The 23944-nt window shown below is 48.9% G+C and carries 18 protein-coding genes; 7 read left to right on the top strand and 11 right to left on the bottom strand.

Going from position 1 to position 23944, the window contains the following annotated elements:
* Positions 1-107: 107 nt before the first annotated feature.
* The 3 genes from NH568_RS06660 to NH568_RS06650 all read left to right on the top strand — a co-directional run bounded on the left by NH568_RS06660 (position 108) and on the right by NH568_RS06650 (position 3387).
* On the top strand, positions 108-1985 hold the full coding sequence (locus NH568_RS06660) for a 6-hydroxymethylpterin diphosphokinase MptE-like protein (RefSeq protein WP_253045980.1): 1878 nt from the start codon (positions 108-110) through the stop codon (positions 1983-1985).
* Positions 1986-2011: 26 nt separating this feature from the next.
* Positions 2012-2776: a hypothetical protein gene (locus tag NH568_RS06655; RefSeq protein ID WP_253045979.1), complete on the top strand. Its 765-nt coding sequence runs from the start codon at positions 2012-2014 to the stop codon at positions 2774-2776.
* 221 nt (positions 2777-2997) lie between these two features.
* Positions 2998-3387 carry a MerC domain-containing protein gene (locus NH568_RS06650; RefSeq protein ID WP_253045978.1) on the top strand — a complete coding sequence of 130 codons (390 nt, stop codon included), beginning with the start codon at positions 2998-3000 and terminating at the stop codon, positions 3385-3387.
* Between the two features lie 26 nt (positions 3388-3413).
* Here NH568_RS06650 and NH568_RS06645 read toward each other — a convergent pair whose 3' ends face one another.
* The 5 genes from NH568_RS06645 to NH568_RS06625 form a co-directional block, all read right to left on the bottom strand.
* The gene (locus NH568_RS06645; RefSeq protein ID WP_253045973.1) at positions 3414-4316 is read right to left on the bottom strand and encodes a GTP-binding protein; all 903 of its coding nucleotides are present in this window, start codon (positions 4314-4316) and stop codon (positions 3414-3416) included.
* Between the two features lie 66 nt (positions 4317-4382).
* Complete coding sequence (locus NH568_RS06640) at positions 4383-4883, bottom strand: DUF6702 family protein (RefSeq protein ID WP_253045964.1); 501 nt, start codon at positions 4881-4883, stop codon at positions 4383-4385.
* Complete coding sequence (locus NH568_RS06635) at positions 4876-7350, bottom strand: M1 family metallopeptidase (protein ID WP_253045959.1); 2475 nt, start codon at positions 7348-7350, stop codon at positions 4876-4878. The genes NH568_RS06640 and NH568_RS06635 overlap by 8 nt, the downstream gene beginning before the upstream one ends.
* Positions 7351-7401: 51 nt before the next feature.
* The gene (locus tag NH568_RS06630) at positions 7402-8076 is read right to left on the bottom strand and encodes a DUF1826 domain-containing protein (RefSeq protein WP_253045957.1); all 675 of its coding nucleotides are present in this window, start codon (positions 8074-8076) and stop codon (positions 7402-7404) included.
* A 293-nt stretch (positions 8077-8369) separates the two neighbouring features.
* Positions 8370-10523 carry a M3 family metallopeptidase gene (locus tag NH568_RS06625; protein ID WP_253045954.1) on the bottom strand — a complete coding sequence of 718 codons (2154 nt, stop codon included), beginning with the start codon at positions 10521-10523 and terminating at the stop codon, positions 8370-8372.
* Between the two features lie 200 nt (positions 10524-10723).
* Between NH568_RS06625 and NH568_RS06620 the strand changes: the two genes are divergently transcribed.
* Together NH568_RS06620 and folE2 are read left to right on the top strand one after the other, a co-directional pair.
* A complete protein-coding gene (locus NH568_RS06620; protein ID WP_253045951.1) occupies positions 10724-12055 on the top strand; it encodes a dihydroorotase in 1332 nt (443 codons plus the stop codon).
* A gap of 16 nt (positions 12056-12071) precedes the next feature.
* Positions 12072-12965 (top strand): GTP cyclohydrolase FolE2, encoded by an 894-nt coding sequence (folE2, locus tag NH568_RS06615; RefSeq protein ID WP_253045949.1) that lies wholly within the window; start codon positions 12072-12074, stop codon positions 12963-12965.
* Positions 12966-13013: 48 nt separating this feature from the next.
* Here folE2 and NH568_RS06610 read toward each other — a convergent pair whose 3' ends face one another.
* Both NH568_RS06610 and NH568_RS06605 read right to left on the bottom strand, forming a co-directional pair.
* The gene (locus tag NH568_RS06610) at positions 13014-13499 is read right to left on the bottom strand and encodes a DUF1579 domain-containing protein (protein WP_253045947.1); all 486 of its coding nucleotides are present in this window, start codon (positions 13497-13499) and stop codon (positions 13014-13016) included.
* A 71-nt stretch (positions 13500-13570) separates the two neighbouring features.
* Positions 13571-17137, bottom strand: a complete 3567-nt coding sequence (locus NH568_RS06605; RefSeq protein WP_253045943.1) for an amino acid adenylation domain-containing protein — start codon at positions 17135-17137, stop codon at positions 13571-13573.
* Positions 17138-17413: 276 nt separating this feature from the next.
* Between NH568_RS06605 and purU the strand changes: the two genes are divergently transcribed.
* Entirely contained in the window at positions 17414-18244 is an 831-nt protein-coding gene (gene purU / locus NH568_RS06600; protein ID WP_253045939.1) for a formyltetrahydrofolate deformylase, read from the top strand.
* Between the two features lie 74 nt (positions 18245-18318).
* Here the strand turns inward: purU and NH568_RS06595 are convergent, their stop codons facing one another.
* From NH568_RS06595 to acs, 3 genes are all read right to left on the bottom strand, one after another.
* Entirely contained in the window at positions 18319-18744 is a 426-nt protein-coding gene (locus NH568_RS06595; protein ID WP_253045936.1) for a hypothetical protein, read from the bottom strand.
* Between the two features lie 38 nt (positions 18745-18782).
* A complete protein-coding gene (locus NH568_RS06590; RefSeq protein WP_054014446.1) occupies positions 18783-19436 on the bottom strand; it encodes a response regulator transcription factor in 654 nt (217 codons plus the stop codon).
* A gap of 86 nt (positions 19437-19522) precedes the next feature.
* A complete protein-coding gene (gene acs, locus NH568_RS06585) occupies positions 19523-21460 on the bottom strand; it encodes an acetate--CoA ligase (protein ID WP_253045932.1) in 1938 nt (645 codons plus the stop codon).
* A 324-nt stretch (positions 21461-21784) separates the two neighbouring features.
* On the opposite strand from acs, the gene NH568_RS06580 reads away from it, so the two are divergent.
* Positions 21785-22963 (top strand): DcaP family trimeric outer membrane transporter, encoded by a 1179-nt coding sequence (locus tag NH568_RS06580; protein ID WP_253045930.1) that lies wholly within the window; start codon positions 21785-21787, stop codon positions 22961-22963.
* A 238-nt stretch (positions 22964-23201) separates the two neighbouring features.
* Here NH568_RS06580 and NH568_RS06575 read toward each other — a convergent pair whose 3' ends face one another.
* A complete protein-coding gene (locus NH568_RS06575; RefSeq protein WP_253045928.1) occupies positions 23202-23894 on the bottom strand; it encodes a DUF3581 family protein in 693 nt (230 codons plus the stop codon).
* Positions 23895-23944: the final 50 nt, after the last annotated feature.

Genomic DNA, 23944 nt, shown 5'->3' with positions numbered 1-23944 from the left:
ACTTAAAATAACATTTGCTCTAATTTATTGCATACACTCAACATCAATTTGAGTACAATGAGCTGGCTTTAACTGTATAGAAAAACAAAATAAAAGGACGCTTAACTGTGCATTCACCGGTAAAGGAACTCACCCCTTCGTCTGATCAGCAGCGCTTGCTGTCAAGCAATCAGGCTTTTCTTGCTGACCGACTGCCCGATGCATTAAATCAGCAGATAACCTCATTCAGTCTGGCCGATAGTCAGCAGCTCACCCATGACTTTTACGGTGCAGATGCACAGGCGAGTTGCCGGGCACAAACCGGGGTATTCTTACAGCATCCTCAGCATCTGAGTGTCCATTTCCAAAGCGCCCCAAACTCAGATAATGCACACCAGCAAGCCATAAATCGGCTCAATGAACATGCCACTAAGCTGGGGTGGCGGCCAAACTCCAAACCACAGCGCGGCACGTTAGTCATATTAGGAAGTGGTGCGGGCTATCACATTAGTGAACTACTTCAGCGCATCAATTACAGCGATGTGATAGTGATCGAGCCGCATGCTGAGCAATGGGCAATGACCTGTATACACAGTGACCTGCAAGCATTACAGCGCCTCTGTCAGCAGCGTAGCGGCACCTTGTCAGTGCTGAGTTGCAGCGAATTTACACACTTTGAGCAAGCCTTCAAACAACTGATAAAACAACATGGTACACAACTGGTTGCAGACATCAGCGTCTTCAGGCATTACTCACACCCCTTGTTTGACCAACTTTTGGCTGAGTTTAAAGCCTGGCGCAACAGTGCATTAAGTATGTGGGGCTTTGTTGAGGACGAATTGATGGGGCTCAGGCACACCCAAAGTAATAGCCAAAAGCACCGCATCACAGGCCATGGCGCTGCATTGTCAGGTGTTGGGGAAGTGCCAGTGGTTGTGGTTGGTAATGGCCCTTCACTGGACCAAGATATCACCTATTTAAAATCGGTGCGTAATCGAGTGCTGGTTGCATCGTGCGGTACGGCCTTAAACGCACTGCTGCACAACAATATAGTGCCCGATCTGCAAATCGAGATGGAACGTACTGCAGCAACTTTTTACTTAAAAAAGGAGCAACTGACCGACCCCAGACTCAATGATGTCGTGCTGATAGGGCTGAATACACTCTACCCGGCTTTTGTCGACCAGTTTAAATACCGTATCTTGTTTGCTAAAGGTCATGACCTTGGTGCGCACGCACTGGCCAGTCGACAACCTGGGTTAACCCCGCTCTTTCACTGCAACCCGACAGTGACTAATATGGCTACGGCTGCGCTGTGTCGGCTTGGATTTCAGCACCTTATTTTACTTGGTTGCGATTATGGCTACGAAACAGCTCAGCACCATCATAGCCGGCACTCGGGGTATTTTAATCCAGACAGTGCACTCTCTGAGGCCAGGTTTGCAGCAGAGTTTAGTGTACGGGGTAACTTCTGTGATAAGGTCTATACAACAAGGATTTATAATGAATCCAGGCTGGCACAGGAAGCCCTTCTTCGAACCCAACCCCGCCTGCGCGTCGATAACACCAGCCACGGCGCGTTTATTGAAGGCACTCGTACTATTCGACTTGCCGATATCACACTTGGGGAACACTCGATTGATGCAACGCGCACTACCATAAAGACTTATGCCTCAGATCACACGCCATGCGGCATTGATATCGCTTCATTATTACACCCTGGCATAGCGATAATACAGCAATTGCGCAACGCGCTGCTGCGTGCCCATTCAACCCTCGAGGTGCAAAATACCCTGATAAACACATTGACAGATTTGACCCATAAACCTGAACTGATGCTAAGCCATGTCATTCTCAGTGGGTCAATCAAATACCTTAATAGCCAGATAGCAAGCCATATTAATCATCTGCCACCAGCAACCAGTCAGGATTATTTCACTGAGCTGAAACCCTGTTTAGATACATTCTGTGAGTCTGTTTTAACAAAATTGTCCCTTGGACAATAACCTCCAAAAAAACATAAGGATAGAAAATGAAATTCAATATTATGACCGTACTGCCTGTTGCACTTGCGGCAACCACAGCAGGTAAATCCATCGCGAATACCGTTGACGCCATTATGGATGGCCAGCAAACCCCCTATCACGAAACGGGGTTTGAGCAACAAGCATTTGAAGACACCCTGATGGCCAGCGATTCGTTTGGCGCAAATGATTCTTTCGGTGCAAATGACTCATTTGGTGCGAGCGACTCATTTGGCGGTAGCGACTCTTTCGGTGCGAGTGATTCATTTGGCGGCAGCGACTCTTTCGGTGCAGGTGATTCATCAGGTTCAGCCACTCGTCCAGGCGACTTCGTGCCATTTCCAACCAACGAACCACACTTCTTCACCGGTGACTTTATGCATCACGGCGTACTGTACTTAGAAATAAAGCGTGATCCGTTCAGTGACTTTCAGGAATATTTGCATGTTTGCGTAAAATCCAGCAGGCAGATGGTTATCGGCGGTTACTCTCATTTCGACTACAGCCAGCATAATCGTCGCTACATAATGAAAGGCAATTACGGCAAAGGGAGCAATGGAGAGAAGTTTCAGTCATTGAAACTTAACCTGAATGACTTCCGTAGCGACAAACAGGAACGGATCAGACTGACTAAGACAGATGCGAGCGCTGGTAAGTATGAGTTTTATGGTCAGACCTATTTAAGACAGGATTTCATGGGCGAGGTTCGTGCATATTATAAAGGGGCTGATGCCTATTATAACGAGTCCTGTTCTAACTCTTCAGGGCATTAATATCGCTGCCAATTAGCAACTTATCAGGCCTCTACTGAGGCCTTTTTTATCTTTACCTTATATCTCATCTATACAAGCTCGTCATTTGCATATTTCCAACACACCAAAATTGTTATAACATAACAAACCCAGCAGCTCAGGTCTTATCTGCGCCATCAGATCTGTGTCGTTGTTCTCACACTTTTTACAATATCTAAGCAGTCTGTTGAAATGAGGAACCTATGAAGAACTTATCTGAAAAGCTAGATAGATACGCCATCAGCCTGTCTGCGATGTGCGTCATTCATTGCTTGTTTGTGCCTCTGCTGGTAGCTCTGCTTCCGGCATTCGGTGCCACCTTCTTTTCAGATGAAGCGTTTCATCGCTGGTTGCTGATTGGCGTGCTGGCCACCAGCAGTAGCGCATTGTTCCTCGGGTGCAAAAAACATAATCAGTGGCGTATTTTAGGCTACGGTACGGCAGGCATTGGCGTGTTATTTTTCGCGGCCTTTTTTGCCCATGACTTAATGGCCGAAGAAGGGGAAAAGCTGCTGACTATTTTGGGCAGCGTGTTGCTGGTGATCAGCCACTATAAAAATTTCAATCTGTGCCAAACAGGTCGTTGTCATTAGACAACCAACATGGCCGCACTTTGCACTCACCGCGCGCTCATAACCAGACTGACAATCTCTCCCAGTCTGGTTGGGTCACTCCCTGGCCCAACCACCAGCAATTTGCTTCCTGTGGTCGGCTCCCCCTTAAATGGCCTTATCGACACAGCACCATCCGGACATCGCTCAAAATAGGTATAGTCCTGACTTGTGCCAACCCGGGTGCAGCCTTTAACGCGCAGTATGGTCTTTGGAATGCGCGCGCACAAAGTCTCAATACAAGCCTCGTCTGGCAACGAAGGTAACGCCACAGAGCAGGATGCCCAGTGTGATTTTTGATGCTCAAATGCATCAACACTGCCCGATACCGGCGACAGCTCTGGCAGTTGCAGAGTGGCAAATTCACTGACATCCTGAATTGCGGCATTCGGATTGACCTGGTGCAGCTCATCCTTAACGGCCTGTATGCGCACGTCAGATAACCCTGTGGTATGTGTGAGCACAACCAGCGAAGAGACCTGCACCTGATTCGCTTCCAGCGCATTGTGCTCACCACGCCGTTGCCAGTTTTTGGCATCAACCACTGCAATCTGTACCGGTGGTTTAAAACGAGTATCCAATCCCACGCCAAGAAACCCCATTAAACGGCAGGCATCGGATGTGCCATTCGCTTCAATCAGTGTGATCCCCTGTTTACGCTGTGGAATGCGATTAATACTGTCACGCAATGCCGTGATGCCGCTGCAACAAATACAGCTGCCATCAAGCGGTTTTAACGCCCCTTTGCTCAGCTGTCCGGCCAGTTGTCTGGCATCCAGTTCGGCGTGCTCATAATCATTGAGGATCACATAGGGATCCCTGTCGGCTTGCTGAGCTTCAAGCAGCAAGCGTTTCAACAGCGTGGTTTTGCCCGCCCCCAAAAAGCCTACCAGTACAAGGATAGGTTCCACTCTACCTCCGGAAAAACCCTATCTGAGTAGGGCAATAAAACGCAAAAACAAGCAACTAACGCTAAATCAGTGCTCTAACGTGACCTGTAACCAGTCAGCCTGATCGGCAAAATACAAGGTTTTTACCTTACCCTTGCCCTCTACATTGACCATGTTAACTTGCGTTGGCCACAGATCCCGCAATGCGCCATTGAAAAGTTTAAGCCCTTTCACCTGCTCAGGGATTGCTGTCTCCTGGTAAACCCAGAAAAACTTACCTTCTGCTTCGAATCCAACGTCCGCCAGAGGTAAGGCTTTATCTTGCAATGACCTGATAGCAAACTGTCCAGCCACATACTGAGAGAACTGTGCCTGTGTATGAGCAGAGCGGAGAATATCCGCTCCCCCACCAAACAAGTGCTCCACGGCATGCTCAGCATCATGTAGATAAAAACGATGCATTACCTCCAGCAAACGTGTCTGTTCGTTAAACAATACCGTTGTCTGGGCAGCTTTTAGCTGATGCGCATAAGCCGGCCCTATCATTAACAATAGAGCCCCAAGCGTACTTAGTAACCTCTTAATCATGTCGCTCTTGTGTCTCATCCTTTTCTTTCTCAGGTGCTAATTCAGTTTTAATGTCCTGCATAATGTCACGATGCACTTTTTGTGAGCGCTTTTTGGCTTTAAACGCTTCCAGCCGTGATGGAACAATCTGTCTTGGATAGTGGTTGTTTTCGACGTCAACATCGGCGGTTTCCCAACCCGGATCGACGACCACACTCTGGATTTCTTTCTCTTTTTCGGTGACAATGAGCTTTCGTACTTTTTTCGGGGCCCGACGCCATATCTCAGCAGGTATGTATTGCTGCTCTTTGGTGCCATCCATATAAGTCAGCTCCAGCAAAATTGGCATCACCAAACCACCCAGATTAGAAAACTCTAAGACATAGTAGTTTTTATCCTCCTGAACAGCACGTTCCAGAGTACGACGCTCCCAAGGTTCAAGAGACTTCAGAAACTCCTGATACTTATTTCGTTCCTTATTCGTGACCGTAAAGCGGTCATGTTCATCATAAAAATCAAGGACATCCGGGTTACGCTCAACCCACAAAGTACGTCCTTCTTCCTTATTACGCTCAACAAATAAAGAAGATGGCTTGTTCTGTTCAATAGTGCGTAAACGGGCAAAGTCGATGTCCGGGTTATGGGTATCCAGACGCAGCTTGTATACTTTGTCGATAGCGATATCTACATGATCTGTCGTATAAAACCAACCGCGCCAGAACCAGTCGAGATCAACACCTGACGCTTCTTCCATGGTTCTGAAAAAGTCCGAAGGCGTAGGGCGCTTAAACTTCCAGCGTTGTGCATATTCCTGAAAAGCGAAATCAAACAATTCACGCCCCAAAATAACTTCTCTTAGAATGTTCAAAGCAACTGCAGGCTTAGTATAAGCATTTGGCCCTAAGCGGAGCACACTGTCAGACTGGGTCATCACCGGCACCTGGATTTCAGATTTCATATAGTCCACGATGTCTCTGGGCTCTACGCCCCAGGGAATATTAGGATCCCATTCCCGGCCAGCAACGCCATCTAAAAAGCTGTTAAGGCCCTCATCCATCCAGGTCCACTGACGTTCGTCAGAATTAACAATCATAGGGAAGTAAATATGACCAATTTCATGGATCACGACCCCTATCAGAAAGCGTTTTTCAGCCTGTGAATAGGTTCGGGAGCCATCTTCTTGCAGCTCTGTACGCGGGCCATTGAAGGTGATCATGGGATATTCCATCCCACCAACCGGGCCATTGACTGATTGCGCCGTTGGGTAAGGATAGTCAAAAGAGAAGCGAGAATAGACCTCCATGGTATGAATAACAGACTCAGTCGAGTATTTCTTCCATAAGTCTCCACCCTCTTTAGGGTAAAAAGACATGGCCATCACCATCGGTGTTTCTTCACTATCCTGATGGTATGCCTTGGCATCCCACATAAACTTGCGTGATGAACCCCAGGCAAAATCCCGCACATTGTCTGCTCTGAATTGCCAGGTTTTTTGTTTCGAGGTGCCAGCTTTTTCGTTTTCCAATGCTTCTTCCTCAGTCACAATAAAGACCGGACGCTTAGTGTGCTTGGCTTGTTCAAGACGCTCAAGTTGTGTTGCAGTCAGCACCTCCTGAGCATTGACCAATTCACCCGTCGCGCTGACGATGTGGTCTGCAGGCACAGTAATATTCACCTCGTAGTTACCGAATTCCAGGGTAAACTCGCCGCGACCTAAAAACTCTTTATTGGTCCAGGCTTCATAATCAGTATAGGCATGTAAACGCGGAAACCACTGCGCTAGCAAAAAGATGTCGTTACCGCCAGGGCGAGCATCGTCAGCAAAATGCTCATATCCAGAACGCGCTGATACAGCATCTTCTTCTACTATATTAAAGGCAAAATCAATGTTAAATGTGAGCTGGCTGTTTGGCTTTAATGGCTGCGGTAAGTCAATGCGCATTTGTGTGCCCACAGTTGTGAAACTCAGTGCCTTACCAAAATTATCAGTCACACCATGGATCTCATAACCGAGTTCATTATCGGCCATAAATTGCTGACGGCGAAGTTCCCCCAGACTCAGTTTGGCAGGCTCTTTGCCATTACCAATTTGTGTTTTAGGTCCCCTGCGCCCAATGCCACCAAAATTATTACTCTGGTTCGCCATTGAATCTGGCTTAAAGATGTTCTGATCCAACTGCACCCACAAATACTTCAGTGTGTATGGTGAGTTATTGTGATAAGTGATTTCTTCCTTGCCAGAGAGACGACGGCGCGCTTCATCCAGAGTCACATTAATTTTGTAGTCAACCTGCTGCTGCCAGTATCGCTCTCCAGGCTCACCAGCGGCATTCCTGTATCCATTTGGTGTCGGCAATACCTCGTCAAGTTGACGAAACTTGTCCTCAAAACTGCCTTTAGTCTGGTTAACCACAGATGCCTTAGCTGCATCAGTCGCGACCAGAGTAAGCAAAGCTATAAAGGGAAATATATATTTTTTATTATTCATATCATTATCTTAAGTTAATAGTGCACTCAAACAGCAGACAGTAACGACCACTTAGTCAATAAAGTCCAGTGTGAGCAATAAGCGCGTTTCACCTGCTGCCGGAGCCGGCGAACGGTGTACCAGGGCTCCCTCTTCATTGCCAAGCCAGCCAGATCCTTTCAACAGGGCAACATCGCCAGTATTGAGTTGCTGAATGTCCGACTGACAGATATAAATCCCGGATTCATGGTCCTTTTTGCCTTTGCTTCCCGCGCCCAGCTTGCTGCGATCCACTTTTTCATGCGGCAACCACTGAGAGGCAACCCCGCCCAATGTACTCACCAGTCGGCAGGGAATGTGATCAACATGGAATTTAGGACACATGGCTTTATTGAGTACCGTGAGCCTGAGCCCGGTACGTTTGAGTTCAAACAGCGTACAAAACATATCCACCAGCATTGCCAAATGCTCACTCAGCGCTGGCTTATCAATAAGCAGAGCAGACGCCGCGTGCAACTCACCTAGGGTATGCTCAGGTGTCGCCGCAATCGACAGCTGCAACTCACTAGCAGCGTTAAGTAGATCCGCCACTTCTGAGTTAAGTGCTTGACTCAGCGTACATTGCCAGACACTCAGGTTGATTTCTTCGCGATAAATATCCGTCAGAATATTCGGCTCAGAGGATATGGCAGCATACCGATTGGCTGGGATTTCTGGGTTTTCATTGGTGGCTAAAGCATTAGTCATGATCTTCTCCTACATCTGTATCTGGTTGTACGGCTTTCACAACAAAGGATACATTATAACATATCGAAGAATTTTAAGCTGGTAATACCAACCCGCATAATTAAGCAGCCAATCTTGAGACGAGTAAATCTCGCCGATAACGAGGCAAAAATTTGCGAACTGATACCTCAGGTAAAGGTTCTAAATGAGAAATTTTCAACCCTGTTATCGGCAAATTTAATCTCTCCATTTGGTTATGTATTAATGTGAATTGGTATTAGGACTGCCTGATGGCAGTCCTTCTGTCGTTGGCTTTATGGTGCGACGTTCAGTCCGCGGCGCTTAAGCAGCGCTTCGGTGGTCGGCTCTGCACCACGGAAAGCTTTGTAAGATTCCATCAGGTCGCGGGAGTTACCCACTTCAAGAATATTCTTACGATAGTGAGTGCCAATCTTGCGATTGAGCCCGCCTTGTGACTGTACATAGGCAAAGGCATCGGCCGCCAGGATCTCACTCCACATGTAGGCATAGTAACCTGCAGAGTAGCCGCCCCCCATTGAGTGAGCAAAGTAAGCCGATTTATATCTGGGTGGCACATAATCGATGTTCACGTCGTGCTTGCTCAGCGCAGTTTGTTCGAACTCAACCAGATCCTGCAAAGGCGCATCCGCTGCCAGTGCATGCCATTCCATATCCAAAAGCGCAGCGGCTACATACTCCAGTGTATCGAAACCCATATTAAAACTGCGACTGGCAATGACTTTGTTCAGCAATGCCTGTGGGATCGCTTCTCCGGTTTGGTAATGCTTCGCATAGTTTTGGATAACTTCCGGGTGGATCGCCCAGTCTTCTTCAAACGTTGACGGGAACTCCACAAAGTCACGGGATACAGACGTCCCCGCTAAGCTCGGATAAGTCACCTGAGACAGCATGCCGTGCAGGCCATGACCCAATTCATGGAACATGGTGGTCGCTTCAGAGTAACTCAGTAATGTTGGCTGGCCATCAGGCGCTTTTTCGATGTTCATCACATTGATAACAACCGGGCGCTGATTATCCAGGCCTGATTGTTGTACAAACGAACTCATCCAGGCGCCACCGCGCTTGCCATCTCGGGCAAAGTAGTCAGCCATAAAAAGTGCCAGACTGGTACCGTCGGCATCAAAGACTTCATAGGCTTTCACATCCGGGTGGTAAACCGGAATATCGTTACGTGGCTTAAAGGTTACGCCATACAAGCGCTCCATCGTAAAGAACAGGCCATCTTCCAGAACGCGATAAAATTCAAAGTAGGCTTTGACTTGTGACTCATCCAGATCGAACTTATCCTGACGAACCTTATCGGCATAGTATAACCAGTCCCAGGCCTGTAGTTCAAAGTCGCCGCCCGTGGCGCGAACTTTGTCTTTGATGGCTTGTGCTTCGGCTTCAACGTTTTTCAACAACGCAGGCACCATACTGGCAAACATGTCATAAACCGCGGTTGGTGTCTTGGCCATTTGCTCATCCAGGCCATAGTGTGCCCAGCTCTCATAGCCCAATAGCGCCGCCTTTTTTGCTCTCAACTGTGCCAGCTGTGCGACAATTTCACGATTGTTGTTTTCACCTTTTAAACCACGATAAGCCGATGCGCGCCATACCTGCTCACGCAATTGACGATCTTCGAGCTTGGCCAGAATAGGCTGACGCGTGGTATTGGTAATTTTGATCAGATACTGTCCCGGATGCCCGGCTTGTTCAGCCGCTTGTGCCAGCTGCCCGATATGGGCATCTGTCAGGCCTGCCAGCTTTGCTTTGTCCTGAACTAAAACAACATTACTTTTCGACAGTGCCAGCAAATGTTGTGAAAACTGCGTGGTTAATGACGATAATGACGCATTGATCTCACGGATCTCTTTTTGTTGTGTCTCATTGAGTTTGGCTCCCGCTCTGACAAACCGCTTGTAAAAGACTTCTGTCAGACGCTTTTCTTCCGCGCCGAGATTAAGCACATTCAGCTGTCCGTAAACCTGGGCTACACGCTCATACAAGGCTTTATTCAGGTAAATGTTGTCGTAGTGACCGGCCAGTTTAGGAGCCAATTCAGACTGTAGCGCCCGGCGCTCTGCATTGGAGTCGGTGCCAGACAGGTTAAAGAATATCGCCTGGGTCCGCTTTAGTAATTCACCACTTCGCTCCAGCGCAACAATGGTATTACTAAAACTGGCAGGATCAGTTTGGCTGATAATTGCATTCACTTCAGTCATTTGTTCAGCCATGCCCTGTTCAAATGCCGGCGCGAAGTGTGCGTCGTTGATGGTATTAAAATCCGGTGATTGATATTGCAATGTGCTTGATACCTGTAGTGGGTTCCCTTCAGTTACCGTCGCAGAGGCTGCGCCTTTTTGCAAGCCTGAAGTACGATCCCCACCCGTGCAGGCCGTTACAAGTAAGGCGGAACTCACCGCCAGTGCTAGCAACTTTTTCATCGTTGTTTCTCTCATCTGTAAAATAGAATAGATATGTTATAATATAACAAAACAATCAACAATCTTTGTTGCGCTAAACAGACCCATATGTGAGTTGGGTACGAAAAGAAAAGGCATGCGCAATGTCGCCTGGGCCTGCGTCGTGGCCCAGTTGAACCGCCTTAAGTTTTTGTTTATCTGTATAATTAATCAGGATACCAATGGCACGCTTAATAAAACACGCCACCTTAGTGAATGAAGGTAAGCTTTACGTTTCTGATCTCAGAATTGAAAACCAGTATATTGCAGAGATTGGCCCGGACTTATCGGCTAAGTCTAATGAAGAAGTCATCGATGCCCAGGGCATGTGGTTGATGCCCGGCATGATAGATGACCAGGTCCATTTCAGAGAGCCGGGCCTTACGCATAAAGGCTCCATTGCCAGCGAATCAGCCGCGGCAGTTGCCGGTGGGATCACCAGTTTTATGGAAATGCCCAACGTTTCCCCTTCGACCACCACCCGACAGGCACTGGCAGACAAACAAGCCATTGCACAACGAGATTCAGTCGCTAACTACGCATTTTACCTCGGCGCCACGCCCGATAACTTAGATGAAATCAAAGCCGTTGACCCACAATCAGTGTGCGGGGTTAAAGTGTTTATGGGTGCATCGACCGGCGATTTACTGGTCGAGCATCCAGCTGCTTTGGATGCAATTTTCAGAGAGTGTCCCACACTGATTGCCACGCATTGCGAGCAAGGTTCAGTGATCCAACAAAATGCCAAGCGCATCGAGCAACAATACGGCACGCCGCAAATCACCCATCACCCGATGATCCGCGACGACGAAGCCTGCTATCAGTCATCCTCGTATGCTGTGGCGCTTGCTAAAAAATACCGTACTCAACTACATGTGCTGCACTTAACCACAGCAAAAGAACTGAGCTTATTCAGTACTGCCCCTCTGGCAGAAAAGCACATCACAGCAGAAGCCTGTGTCCATCATTTGTGGTTTAACGAGCAAGATTATCCGGCGCTGGGGAATCTGATCAAATGTAACCCGGCCATTAAAGCAGAATCCGACCGGCTTGCTTTGCTAAAAGCTCTGCATGACGGACGCATTGATATCATAGCCACCGATCATGCCCCTCATACCTGGCAAGAGAAAAACGTGCCCTATCCGCAGGCCCCTGCAGGCCTGCCACTGGTTGAGCATGCTTTGCTAACTCTTTTGGAGCAGGTCAAACGCGGCACAATGACGCTTGAGCAAGTGGTCGAGAAAACCGCACACAACGTTGCAACCCGCTTTGCCATCGACAAGCGGGGCTATCTCAGAGAAGGTTACTTTGCCGACCTGGTGCTGGTTGATCCAAATCACTCAACACACGTACAACACGAGCAAACCCGTTACCTATGTCAGTGGAGTCCGTTTCACAACACCACTTTCTCTCATCAGATCCGCGCCACCTTTGTAAATGGCGAAATGGTATTTGATGGTGACAAGGTCACCACACATCACAATGCCGCACAGGCATTACGTTTTAACCGTTAAGTGAGACTCATAACCTATGATGCAACTTCCCGATATTGCGACCCATTTTGAGCCAGACAGCCAGAGCCCGCTAAAGTGGGTTGGGATGGAAAAAATTGCACTGCCGATGCTGGTACGCTGCGATCAGACCAGCGTCAACATCAACACGCTTATGGACGTTTTTGTCAGCCTGGATACAGGCGCAAAAGGCATCCATATGTCGCGCCTTTACCTGCTTGCCAACGAAGCATTGGTGGGGACAGAACTCACTTTTGCACAGCTCGATAAGGTACTCAAAGAGATAGTCGCGTCTCAACAAGGCCTCAGTCGGTCTGCCAAGTTAGTACTGAAGTTTGAGCTGCCATTGAGCAGACCAGCTTTGAAAAGCAGCTACAGCGGCTACAACGCCTACCCAATAGAGCTGCACTGTGAGCACCTTGAAGGTAAAACCCACTGTAAGCTTATCAGTACCATTACCTACAGCAGTACTTGCCCTTGCTCAGCAGCTTTGTCTCGCCAGTTACTGAGCGAAACAGTGGCACAGCAATTTGCCACACAGGACAATATAGACAAGGCGCAGCTGCTGGAATGGCTGAAAGGACCGCTCGGCTCTGTCGCTACGCCACACAGCCAGCGCTCTTATGCGTACATTGAAGCCGATCTGGCTGGCGGTCACTTGCCGGATCTGGCGCACTGGCTTGCACTGTTTGAAGAAACGCTGGCAACACCTGTACAAACGGCGGTGAAACGCGAAGATGAGCAGGCATTTGCTGCATTGAATGCGAAAAATCTGATGTTTTGTGAGGATGCGGCAAGGCGCATTAAAGCAACGCTGGAGTCCATTTCTGAGGTCGTGGATTATCAGTTTAAAGTGGAGCATCAGGAAAGCTTACATGCTCATAACGCCGTCGTATACGACCGCAAATCATAAGTAAAACAGCACATCCACGCGGCATAGTGCGCGGATGTGCTGTAAGGGTTAGAGACGGGTAAATCTCATTTCCCAGTTGGTTTCCCAGCTCTGGCCACCATCTTTAGAAAAAGCCTGTGCCCAGGTTGGTTGCTCAGGGTTAGTCGCGTCCCAGATAAAGCGCACTTTAATGGCTTCACCGTTATACTCCTCGTCCGCATAAAAACGCCCTACACCATCGTTAAACTCGCCTACCACCGGGGTATCCATCATGCCTGGGTTGCGCCCATCCAACCACCAGATTGACCACTGCCCGGTGCGCTCGTTGTATGAACGGATCGCCTTTGCTCGCACAGAGCCTTCTGGAAAATGCAGATAATTGTCTTCCACGTTGCCAAATCCGCCCAGCGTGTTGAGCGTTGATGACTCCCCGGTGAACTCTATCCATTCATCGCCGCCATTAAGTATGTCCTTCAGACGGCGGTGCTGTACCGACCACTGGCCAATCATAAAATCGAAGTCGCCGGGTGCACCAGGTGCATTGGATTGAAGCATAGTAATCCCTTGTTTTATTATCGTCATTGGCAGCTACTCTAGCATGGGCACTGTATAAGTAAACAGTGCATTTATGACGAAATCCCGACAGTTTCAGACATGGCAGTGACTGGTTCTGACTTGGCGCAAAATGCCAGTAGTCGGCCCATAAACCAGCTGAACACTTCGCTCTGGCCGCTCAAGTTGCATTCACCGTCGCATATGCCCTGTAGCACCTGCTGCACATCTGCGCAGATCAGAGCAGCGACCGCCTCAGGTGTTATAAGACGTATACGGCATACGGGTAACTGCGCCCTAATCTTACTATCCTCGCTGACCGTGCCCTGCAACAAAGTCAGCGTATGTTTACTGGCTGATGTGCTGATCTCCAGTCGTAAGTCAGGTACCTTGCCAGGCTGCGTCTTTTGCCACCTTTGCAGATAGGCTAAAAATTCAGCCCACCAATTATCCAGCGCCGTTGCCTCAATCGACCTTTTAGGCTCGGATACCGGTGCCCTGGCAAACAATACTTCCACTTCTTGCACCGCATCTTGCAATGCCGCCAAGGTCGCATCTACATCGTCTTTGGTGTGCGCTGCAGAGCAGATAAAACGCAGCCGCCCGCGACCGGTTTCGACTATCGGATAAGTCACGGCTGAAGCCTGAATGCCTTTTTCAAACAAGCGCTGCACAATCGCATATAGTTTATCTTTGTCGCCAAAATGTGGGGTCACAATCGGTCCGTCCCCACTGCCCAAATCAAACCCGGCAGCACTGAATTGAGCCCGCATGTAACGGGCGGTGTCCCACAACCGTTTACGCAGTGAGTCATCCTGACTGATCCGCTGCAATGCCGTAAGCGCTGCGGCGATATCTGCCGGACTCACTGACGCCTGAAAAATGTAGGCTCTGGAAGAGGCTTTTAGCAGCTCAACATACTCAGCACTGGTTGCAACGACGCCGCCCAGACTGCCCAGCGATTTGCTCAGCGTGGTCATGATAAAATCAACATCCTTGCTTATCCCCTGCTCAGCACAAATCCCGGCACCCTGCTTACCATAAAAACCAAAGGAGTGTGCCTCATCAACCAGTACCAGTGCCTGATAATACTTTGCCATGCGGACAATCTCTGCCACAGGCGCGGCGCCCTCTCCCATGCTGTAAACACCTTCGATAACGACCAATACGGTGCGATAGGGAGAAGCCTCAGTCTCAAGCACAGAGGCCAAATCGTTTACATCATTGTGTTTAAAAGTACGTACTTTGGCACCACACAAACGCGCGCCATCAACGATGGACGCGTGGCAGAGCTGATCGATCACGACGACATCGTTTTCACCCAATAATCCAGCTACCGCACCGACATTGGCGGTATAGCCCGTTGGAAACAAACAAGCGGCGGGTTTGCCCACCAGGCTGGCAAACTGTTGCTCAAATGCCAGGTGCAGATCCGTTAAACCAGACGCCGCCGCGGAGGTCCCCATGCCAGTGCCAAACTCTGCCACAGCCTGACGTGCAGCTTCAATAACGGCAGCATCGCGATTCAGCCCCAGGTATAAGTTAGTGGTCCAGATAATCGCCTCACGTGCATCGCTGTGCCGGGCATCGGCTACCGTGCCACGCGTCCCGCTTCCGGTGCGCAGCACCTTGCTATAGGGGTTAGCACGACGCTTACTCACCATCTGAGTGGCAGCCTGAACCAATTTACTTTTATCCGCGGCCGACCACGACTGGGCCTTAGCCAAAGCAAAGGGGGGATGACTGGCACGTAATTGAAATTGTAACTCTTCGAGTGTATCGCGCAGTGGGCTCTGATAGACGGTTAATGATTCACCCGCGCTTACACTCAGCAGATGCTGAGCCAGACGCTGGGGCGTATTAAACTCATAAATTGCCTGCACGGAACAAGCTACACCAAGTATATTGCCCAGACGATTGCTCAGTTCCAGCGTCGTTAATGAGTCCAGCCCTGCCTGCTCAAAAGTTTGCGACAACACAGTATCAGCAGTGTGGCCAAGCAAAGTGCTCAGCTCATCACAGATCATCTCTATTACTGCCTGTTCAGAATCGCCAGTGTTGCATGACTCCCGTGGTTCTCGATCCTCCGATATATCGGGTAAACGGCTGCGGTCCAGCTTGCCGTTGGGCAGATAAGGCAATGCATCAATAAACCGGACACTACGTGGCACCATATGATTTGGCAGATGACGGGCCACAAAGGATAAAATCACATCGGGGCTGAGTACTTCCCCCTGCTGACAGACAATACAGGCTTGCAATCTGGCCTGTCTGTTTTCTCCCTGCAACACGTTCACAGCGGCTTCTGCGATTCCCGGCATGGTGTTCAGCACCGTTTCGATTTCCTCAAGCTCAACGCGAAAGCCACGAATTTTGACCTGCTGATCCACCCGGGAAATAAAGCGTAATTCGCCTTGTTCGGTCCATTGACACATGTCCCCGGTTTTGTATAAGCGCGATTCACTAATGTCACTATCAGGTGCAGGGGTAACAAAGCGCGCATCTGTGCGTGGTATATCAAACAGGTAGCCCGCAGCCAGCTTGTCTCCTGCAAGATAAAGCTCTCCCGCTGCACCTTCAGGTACCGGTTGCAAGTCTCTATCCAGCACGTAAGCCCGGGTATTAGCCACAGGCTGGCCAATGGTGATTTCTGCCATGTCTGGATGCAGTTGTACAGCCGTCGAAAAGACGGTATCTTCGGTCGGGCCATAAACATTGATCACACGCAGGCCCGGCTGCTGGTTATAGACCTGTTTAACCAGTGCAGGATTAAGCACCTCACCACCAAAAATCACACAGCGCAACGTATTCGGCAGGGTATAACCACTGAGCATGGCCCGGATGGCTGAAGGCACAGCAATGCAAGTCCGAACACGTGACAAATGCGGTAGATCAGGTAATGCCAGAATATTTTTTGCCAGGATCACCGTCCCCCCGAGTAACAGGGTACCAATGATCTCCATCACGGACGGGTCAAAACACACCGAGGTGGCCGCCAATACGCCGCTCAGCTCTTCCTCACAAAGCAACTCGCCCATAGCATTACACATCGCAAGGACATTGCTTTGTGTGACTGCGACACCTTTTGGTTCACCTGTCGACCCCGAGGTGTAAATCACATAAGCCAGAGCTTGTGGATCACATTCAGGCGCTGACAGAGACAATGGCTCATCGTTTATGTCGGCCAGCACAATATGCGTGCTGACTCTTTGACATAACTCTGCCGACGCAGTGCTATCTACAATCACCGCAGCGGCTTTGCTGTGCGCCAGCATATAGTCAGTGCGGGCACGCGGATAGGCCGGATCCAACGGCACATAAACGCAACCCGCTCTGAGCACACCAAGCAGGGTTGCTACCAGCTCCCAGCTGCGCTCCATACACACGCCTACTAAAGCACCGGGTACAATGCCACTTTCTGCCAGTTTAGCGGCAATCGCCTCTGTACGGTGTAATAATGTCTGAAAGCTTATTTCCTGTGTGCCATCAATCAGCGCGATTTTGCCGGGGTGTCGCTGCGCCTGGGCGGTAAATATATCAGCGACCGAATCGGTGATAGCGATTGCATTGTGGGTGATATCTTTTCTTTGTAAGTGCGTTGATTGATAAGGTGAGACTAACGAGTCCGTTAACTGATCCATATTGATTTCCTTTGTTGTTATTATCAAGCTTGTCGATACTTTATTGGGCGCTGAATGCGTTACGTCGCCTTAATGACCTTGCGGATGTTGGATATAACAGCAGACGTTGCAAAACCCGCATTTATTCATATAAATTCAACACCAACACTAACACTTATTAACACAAGGAAGCCAGCAACCTGAAAGACCCAGATACGGCGGACTTTTGTCTGGTTGTTTTTTACGCTCAACGGGGTAAGGTGGAAGGTTCATAAAAAGCGCATATGGAATGAGGATATGAGTATTGTTTTAACCACCCAGTGTCGTGATGATGTGGGATTAATTGCCAAAGTGACCGGGCTCTGTTTTGAGCATAACCTGAATATAGTCCGTAACAACGAATTTGTAGATAAAGCTGGTGAGCGCTTTTTTATGCGTACAGAACTGACAGGTGATGTCGGTGAACAGTTTTTGCCGCAACTACGCAGTGTGTTGCCAGACGGTGCACAAGTACACTTACATGGTAATGAAAAAACCAAAGTGGTCCTGCTTGCCACCAAAGAAGCTCACTGCCTGGGTGGTATGCTGCTAAAGCAATACGAGAATGCCTTTAACGTTGATATTCAGGCGGTGATCGCCAACTATGATACCCTGAAGCCTTTGGTAGAGGGCTTTGGCGTCCCTTTCCATCTGGTTTCTCATCAGGGACTAACACGAGAGCAACATGACAATGCCATGGCTCAGGTTATTGAGCAATACCAGCCCGATTATATCGGCCTGGCCAAATATATGCGGGTGCTCAGCCCACAGTTTGTTGCCCGTTTTAGCAATCAGATCATTAATATTCACCACTCTTTCCTGCCAGCGTTTATCGGAGCAAAGCCTTACCATCAGGCGTTTGAGCGCGGGGTAAAAATCATTGGTGCGACGGCACACTTCGTCAATGACGAATTGGACGAAGGTCCGATCATCATGCAGGATGTCACTCAGGTGAGTCATGCCGATAGCGCAGAGGCTATGGCGAAAATGGGCCGGGATATTGAAAAAGTGGTGTTCTGTAAAGCCATTCAACTGGCCGCGGAACATAAGCTGTTTATTAATGGCAACAAAACCGTGGTGTTTGCCTAGCATCCAATAAAAACGCCAGCACCTTTGTACTGGCGTCTCACTTTAATAGTGGCTGGCTAACTCTTTGATTGTTCTTAGCTTGGTATACATCTTTGTTTTAATGGCCAGATAAAGTAGAAATAAACAATCCCAGCAACCCCATTTATCAAACCAGCTACGACAACAAAATGACCCAGTTGCTCAATATCACTTTGCGCTAGTGGTCCGATAACAAATCTGACAAGTGCAGAAAGCCATAGCAGCACACTTAATAACAGTAATAGCAAACCTGAGAGCCAATTAACAAAGCCAATTTGAGTAAATCTGGTAATAAGGCAGATCACAAACCTGATGGTGACATTGATTGCCGCAAGTCCAAGTAAAAAGCTGCCTAACACACCAGCAATGAAACCAACTCCATCAAGAACCTCGGATTGGAATGAGGTCTGAATGCTAACTAAGCAAATTAGCGCTGTTATCGTCGCAACAGTCCGGTACCCCTTTAACTGCTTAATCTCCATAATATTATTTACTCTGATACATCATTACCTTGTAAAGGTTAACTCTGACTGTCAAGGGGCTCCAGTTGCAGCTTAGCTGCAATCAATACCGCCTGAGTACGGTTGTAGACCCCCAGTTTACGGAATATCGCCGTAATGTGTGCCTTGACCGTCGCCTCTGAGATATTCAGTTCATAAGCAATTTGCTTGTTAAGCAGCCCTTCGTGCAAATATTGCAACACCTTGTATTGTTGTGGTGTCAGTGACGCAATTTGCTGTGCCAGCTGTTTATCTTCTCCGTCGAGCTCAGCAATCTGATCTTTAAGGCTGGCTGGTAACCAGACATCGCCCTCGAGCACCTGGTTAAGTGCCTCGACAATCTCCTTTGATGAAGACGCCTTGGGAATAAAACCCATGGCGCCATAGCCCATCACTTTAGAGATCACATTGAGGTCTTCACTGCCCGAGACCACCACAATAGGCAAACTCGGATAATCCTCACGGATGCGGATCAGGCCATACAAATCGCCATTGCCCGGCATATGTAAATCCAACAACAGCAGATCCAGCTCGTCCTGTTCGGATAATTGTTGCAAGGTTTGCTCGAAGTTTTCAGATTCGAAAATCTCCAACCCGTCAAACTGGTTTTGCAGCGCCCCTTTTAATGCTTCGCGAAACAAAGGGTGATCGTCCGCAATTAAAAACTGGTTCATGCTTAGCTCCTAAAAAATCGGCTGTCATGTCGACAGCCGATATAGTAGGTCAATATTTTGTCACAATTCAAGCGATTAACGCTCAATTAACGGTTTAGTCTGTTTTCGATCAATTCATCGACCACACTTGGGTCAGCCAAAGTCGAGGTATCGCCCAGTTGCTGATACTCATTGGCCGCAATTTTACGCAAAATACGGCGCATGATTTTACCCGAACGCGTCTTCGGCAAGCCTGGTGACCATTGGATCATATCCGGTGAGGCAATTGGGCTGAGCTCTTTGCGTACCCAGTTACGCACTTCTTTGGTCAGTTCTTCTGTGACTGCGACCCCCTCGTTTGGAGTGACGTATACATAGATCCCCTGACCCTTAATATCGTGCGGGTAACCCACTACGGCTGCTTCCGCAACAGCTTCGTGCGCAACCAGTGCACTTTCAATCTCGGCGGTGCCCAAACGGTGGCCAGAGACATTCAGCACATCATCTACACGGCCCGTGATCCAGTAATAGCCATCTTCATCGCGACGACATCCATCACCGGTAAAGTATACCCCCGGATAGGCTGAGAAATAAGTTTGCTCAAAGCGCTCGTGATCGCCGTACACAGTCCGCGCCTGAGAAGGCCAGCTATCCAGGATCACCAGGTTACCTTCTGTTGCGCCCTCAAGCGTATTACCCTCAGCGTCAAACAGGGCTGGTGCAATACCAAAGAAAGGTCGCGTCGCCGAGCCCGGTTTCATGTCCGTTGCTCCCGGTAATGGTGTGATCATGATGCCGCCAGTTTCAGTCTGCCACCAGGTGTCTACAATCGGGCACTGACTGTTACCTATCTTTTCGTAATACCAGCTCCAGGCTTCCGGGTTGATCGGCTCACCCACCGAGCCCATGATCCGCAAGCTGGTGCGTTTCGAGCTGGAAATTGGCTCATCGCCTTTGGCCATCAGAGCACGGATCGCCGTTGGCGCGGTATATAAGATGGTGACATTGTGTTTATCAACCACTTCACCGATGCGCCCGGAGCTTGGGTAAGTCGGCACCCCTTCAAAAATCACCTGAGTACAGCCATTTACCAGCGGCCCATAGGCCATGTAGCTGTGTCCGGTGATCCAACCCACATCGGCAGTACACCAGTAAACATCGTCGGCTTTGACATCAAATACATACTCGTGCGTCATGGATGAATATACCAGATAACCGCCTGTGGTATGTACTACCCCTTTTGGTTGACCGGTTGAGCCAGACGTGTAAAGGATGAACAAAGGATCTTCGGCATTCATTGGCTCTGGCTCGCACTCGCTGGCGACATCTGCCACCAGCTCATGCCACCAGACATCGTGCGCTTGCCATTCTACTTCACCACCAGTGAGCTGATGCACAATCACATGTTCAATACTAACGCCATCCTGACTGACTGCCTCATCAACATTGGCTTTCAGAGGCACACAGTTTCCGCCGCGACGCCCTTCATCAGACGTGATAACCACTTTGGCGCCTGAGTCTTTGATCCGGTCCGCAATAGCTGACGGCGAGAAGCCCCCAAACACAACTGAGTGAACCGCACCGATACGGGCACAGGCCTGCATGGCATAAATCGCCTGAGGGGTCATTGGCATGTAAATGGCTACGCGGTCACCTTTTTCTACACCCAGCTTTTTCAGACCATTGGCAAGCTGCGCTACCTCATCGTGCAACTGCTGAAAAGTAATGTGCTCACTTTGTGTTGGGTCGTCACCTTCCCAGATCAACGCGACTTTGTCTGCGTTATCTTTGAGGTGGCGGTCGATACAGTTATAAGACGCATTGAGTACCCCGTCTTCATACCATTTGATGCTGATATGACCTTTGTCAAAAGAGGTGTTCTTTACTTTGCTGTAGGGGGTAAACCAGTCAAGGCGCTTTCCGTGTTCAGCCCAGAATGCCTGAGGATCGTCAATGGATTGTTGGTATAGTTTTGTGTATTGATCGTTATCTACCAGCGCTGCGCTCCTGATAGCTTCAGGAACTGGATAAATGCTCTGTGACATAGTCATCTCCATGTTGATTTTTGGCCAGACGGCGATGCACCAAGGATCGCCCACTCTTTTTATATTAAGTATTAGACCTTAGTTGTACTTGCACCCATATTGCAAACATAGTAGATAAGAGTGCTCCTTCTTAAGGTGTGCTACCAGTAACAAGTACCGCAATGCATATGCCTCCTCCATCCCCATCCCACCTTAGTCGTATAGACCAAAGGTTAATTGAGTAAAAAGCCGCCATCAACAACATTGAAGGGTAAGAGGCACATTCGCTGATCTCCGCCGGGGTATGTCTGCGCAACCCGGAGCAATGCAAACAGGAATTCAACTATGACAACAGCAAAAAAAAATCATTTAACGCTCAGCGCCCTTGCTGTGCAAAGTGCATTACTAAGTGGCCTGCTCATTTCCAATGTTAACGCAGCAGAACTGGGTAGTACCGAAGTAAAATATGGTGGTTATATAAAACTTGATGCCATCTGGAGCGATTTTTCCGATGGCAGCTTGCCCTCTCAGCACATTGGTCGAGATTTCTACGTCCCTGGCACAACGCCGGTCAGTGGTGGCGAGCCCAAAGATGCGGTATTTGACATGCATGCTCGCCAGTCTCGATTTAACTTTGCAACGGATACTAAGCTGGATGACGGCAGCAGTATTCAAACCAAAATCGAGCTGGACTTTATCGCTTCTACAGGCGGTAACGAACGGGTAACGAACTCATACTCTCCTCGGATCCGTCAAGCCTATGTGACCTATAAAGGCTGGCTGTTTGGTCAGGCCTGGTCCAACTTCCAGAACGTCGGTGCACTACCTGAAACGCTGGACTTTGTCGGTCCGGCTGATGGTACTGTGTTCGTGCGCCAGGCCATGGCTAAGTACACAATTGGTAACTGGTCCTTCTCGGCAGAAAATCCGGAAAGCACCATCACCTCAGAAGGCGGTGCCCGTGTTGTTACCGATGATGCCAGTATGCCCGACTTTACCGCCCGTTATACCTATAAAGCGGACTGGGGTCACCTGGTCGTCGCCGCGTTAGGCCGTGAGCTGACCTATAAAGTTGCGACGGCTGATGAAAGCGAAACCTCTTTCGGCATCAGCGCGTCTGGTCGGGTCAACTTTGGTAAGAATAACCTTAAATTTATGCTGACTCAGGGTCAGGGGTTAGGTCGTTATGTGGGTCTCAATGCGGCACATGGTGCAGTCTATGATGGCCAAGCGTTACACGCGATTGACTCGACGTCAGGCTTTGTTGCATACCAGCATTACTGGAACCCACAATGGCGCTCTACGTTCCTTTATTCGTTCTTCTCTGCAGACAATGACAAAGATCTCTTAGGCGTCACCGTAGATCCTACAGAGTCCACCACCAGCTATAGCGCAAACATTCTTTACTCGCCAGTGAAGAAACTGACTTTTGGCGCAGAATATAAGGTCGCAACCCGCGAAACCGAAAGCGGTGCCAAAGGGGACCTGGACCGACTGCAATTCTCCGTGAAATATGTTTTTTAATACCAATTTGCTTAATTAAGTGTGCAATTTTGAGGCGAGAAAATAGGGTCGATAACCAGGCGAAAATTTGCGAACTTATACCTTAGGTAAAGGTTCTAAATAAGAAATTTTTAACGCCGTTAGCGTCATATTTGCTCCCTCAAATTGAACATGTATGAAGTGAAATTGGTATAAGCTCCCATAGCAAAAAGCCCGCAGCAGCGGGCTTTTTATTTTGTTTGTGCCTTGTCGAGCGAGATTATAAGGTCGCTTTACGCTCGTTGTAATACTCAATCAGCTTATCTACGGCTTCCTGACAATATTCACGCACGCCTGCAACCACCATATGTTTCTCGCCCTGGCCAACTTGCTCATCGCCATGGAACAGGTTGAATCGCAGCACGATTTTTCCGCGCTTGCCGTCATAGGTAAACTCAGGCTCTGCAGGCTGAAGTGCCACTTCTTCAATATCGAGTCTGTCCAGGTGGATGGACATAGACTCATAGATCACCATAGGGCGTGCCGGATTAATCATCACATCCTGCTTTGCCATCAGTGGAATAATCACATGAGGAAAGGTGGTGCCAGAGAACTCGACGTAGTTTCTGATCAGGCTAGTGGTCAAACTTTCGCATTGCTTGCGCCCACCATCTCGCTTTACAGACAGCATGACCTTATCCTCTGAGGTGATATCAAAGGCATCGCTCAGTGGTGGAAATTGCAGGCGACTGGTTTCATCCACCATGCCTACAAAGTCAAAGTGCATATTCTCACTTACACCGTAGCGTTCAAGCACTAACGAGAACAGCAAGTCACCCGGTACACAGAATTTCTTAGCATCGACATCGTGCAAAGGGTTAAAGTCATCCGCCACCAGTTTAGCAAACTGGCTGGCCTGCTCGCGGCTAATCGCCACGCTATCCATTTCTTGCTGGTAATAAGGAGTTAGCATAATTCACTTCTGTATTGCTTTAAAACCGCGCTATGTTAGCAGAATTATGA

Origin of the sequence: Pseudoalteromonas sp. XMcav2-N, from assembly GCF_024124545.1 — a bacterium.
In the GTDB taxonomy this organism is placed as follows: Bacteria; Pseudomonadota; Gammaproteobacteria; order Enterobacterales; family Alteromonadaceae; genus Pseudoalteromonas.
The sequence above is the reverse complement of the archived record's forward strand: the minus strand, read 5'-3'. Positions and strand labels throughout refer to the sequence as shown.

Excerpts from the sequence above, each read along its gene's own strand:
- NH568_RS06655 (WP_253045979.1), top strand. The coding sequence starts at position 2,012 with ATGAAATTCAATATTATGACCGTACTGCCTGTTGCACTTGCGGCAACC.
- NH568_RS06650 (WP_253045978.1), top strand. The coding sequence starts at position 2,998 with ATGAAGAACTTATCTGAAAAGCTAGATAGATACGCCATCAGCCTGTCT.
- NH568_RS06640 (WP_253045964.1), bottom strand. The coding sequence starts at position 4,883 with ATGATTAAGAGGTTACTAAGTACGCTTGGGGCTCTATTGTTAATGATA.
- NH568_RS06635 (WP_253045959.1), bottom strand. The coding sequence starts at position 7,350 with ATGAATAATAAAAAATATATATTTCCCTTTATAGCTTTGCTTACTCTG.
- NH568_RS06630 (WP_253045957.1), bottom strand. The coding sequence starts at position 8,076 with ATGACTAATGCTTTAGCCACCAATGAAAACCCAGAAATCCCAGCCAAT.
- NH568_RS06625 (WP_253045954.1), bottom strand. The coding sequence starts at position 10,523 with ATGAAAAAGTTGCTAGCACTGGCGGTGAGTTCCGCCTTACTTGTAACG.
- NH568_RS06620 (WP_253045951.1), top strand. The coding sequence starts at position 10,724 with ATGGCACGCTTAATAAAACACGCCACCTTAGTGAATGAAGGTAAGCTT.
- folE2 (WP_253045949.1), top strand. The coding sequence starts at position 12,072 with ATGATGCAACTTCCCGATATTGCGACCCATTTTGAGCCAGACAGCCAG.
- NH568_RS06610 (WP_253045947.1), bottom strand. The coding sequence starts at position 13,499 with ATGCTTCAATCCAATGCACCTGGTGCACCCGGCGACTTCGATTTTATG.
- NH568_RS06605 (WP_253045943.1), bottom strand. The coding sequence starts at position 17,137 with ATGGATCAGTTAACGGACTCGTTAGTCTCACCTTATCAATCAACGCAC.
- purU (WP_253045939.1), top strand. The coding sequence starts at position 17,414 with ATGAGTATTGTTTTAACCACCCAGTGTCGTGATGATGTGGGATTAATT.
- NH568_RS06595 (WP_253045936.1), bottom strand. The coding sequence starts at position 18,744 with ATGGAGATTAAGCAGTTAAAGGGGTACCGGACTGTTGCGACGATAACA.
- NH568_RS06590 (WP_054014446.1), bottom strand. The coding sequence starts at position 19,436 with ATGAACCAGTTTTTAATTGCGGACGATCACCCTTTGTTTCGCGAAGCA.
- acs (WP_253045932.1), bottom strand. The coding sequence starts at position 21,460 with ATGTCACAGAGCATTTATCCAGTTCCTGAAGCTATCAGGAGCGCAGCG.
- NH568_RS06580 (WP_253045930.1), top strand. The coding sequence starts at position 21,785 with ATGACAACAGCAAAAAAAAATCATTTAACGCTCAGCGCCCTTGCTGTG.
- NH568_RS06575 (WP_253045928.1), bottom strand. The coding sequence starts at position 23,894 with ATGCTAACTCCTTATTACCAGCAAGAAATGGATAGCGTGGCGATTAGC.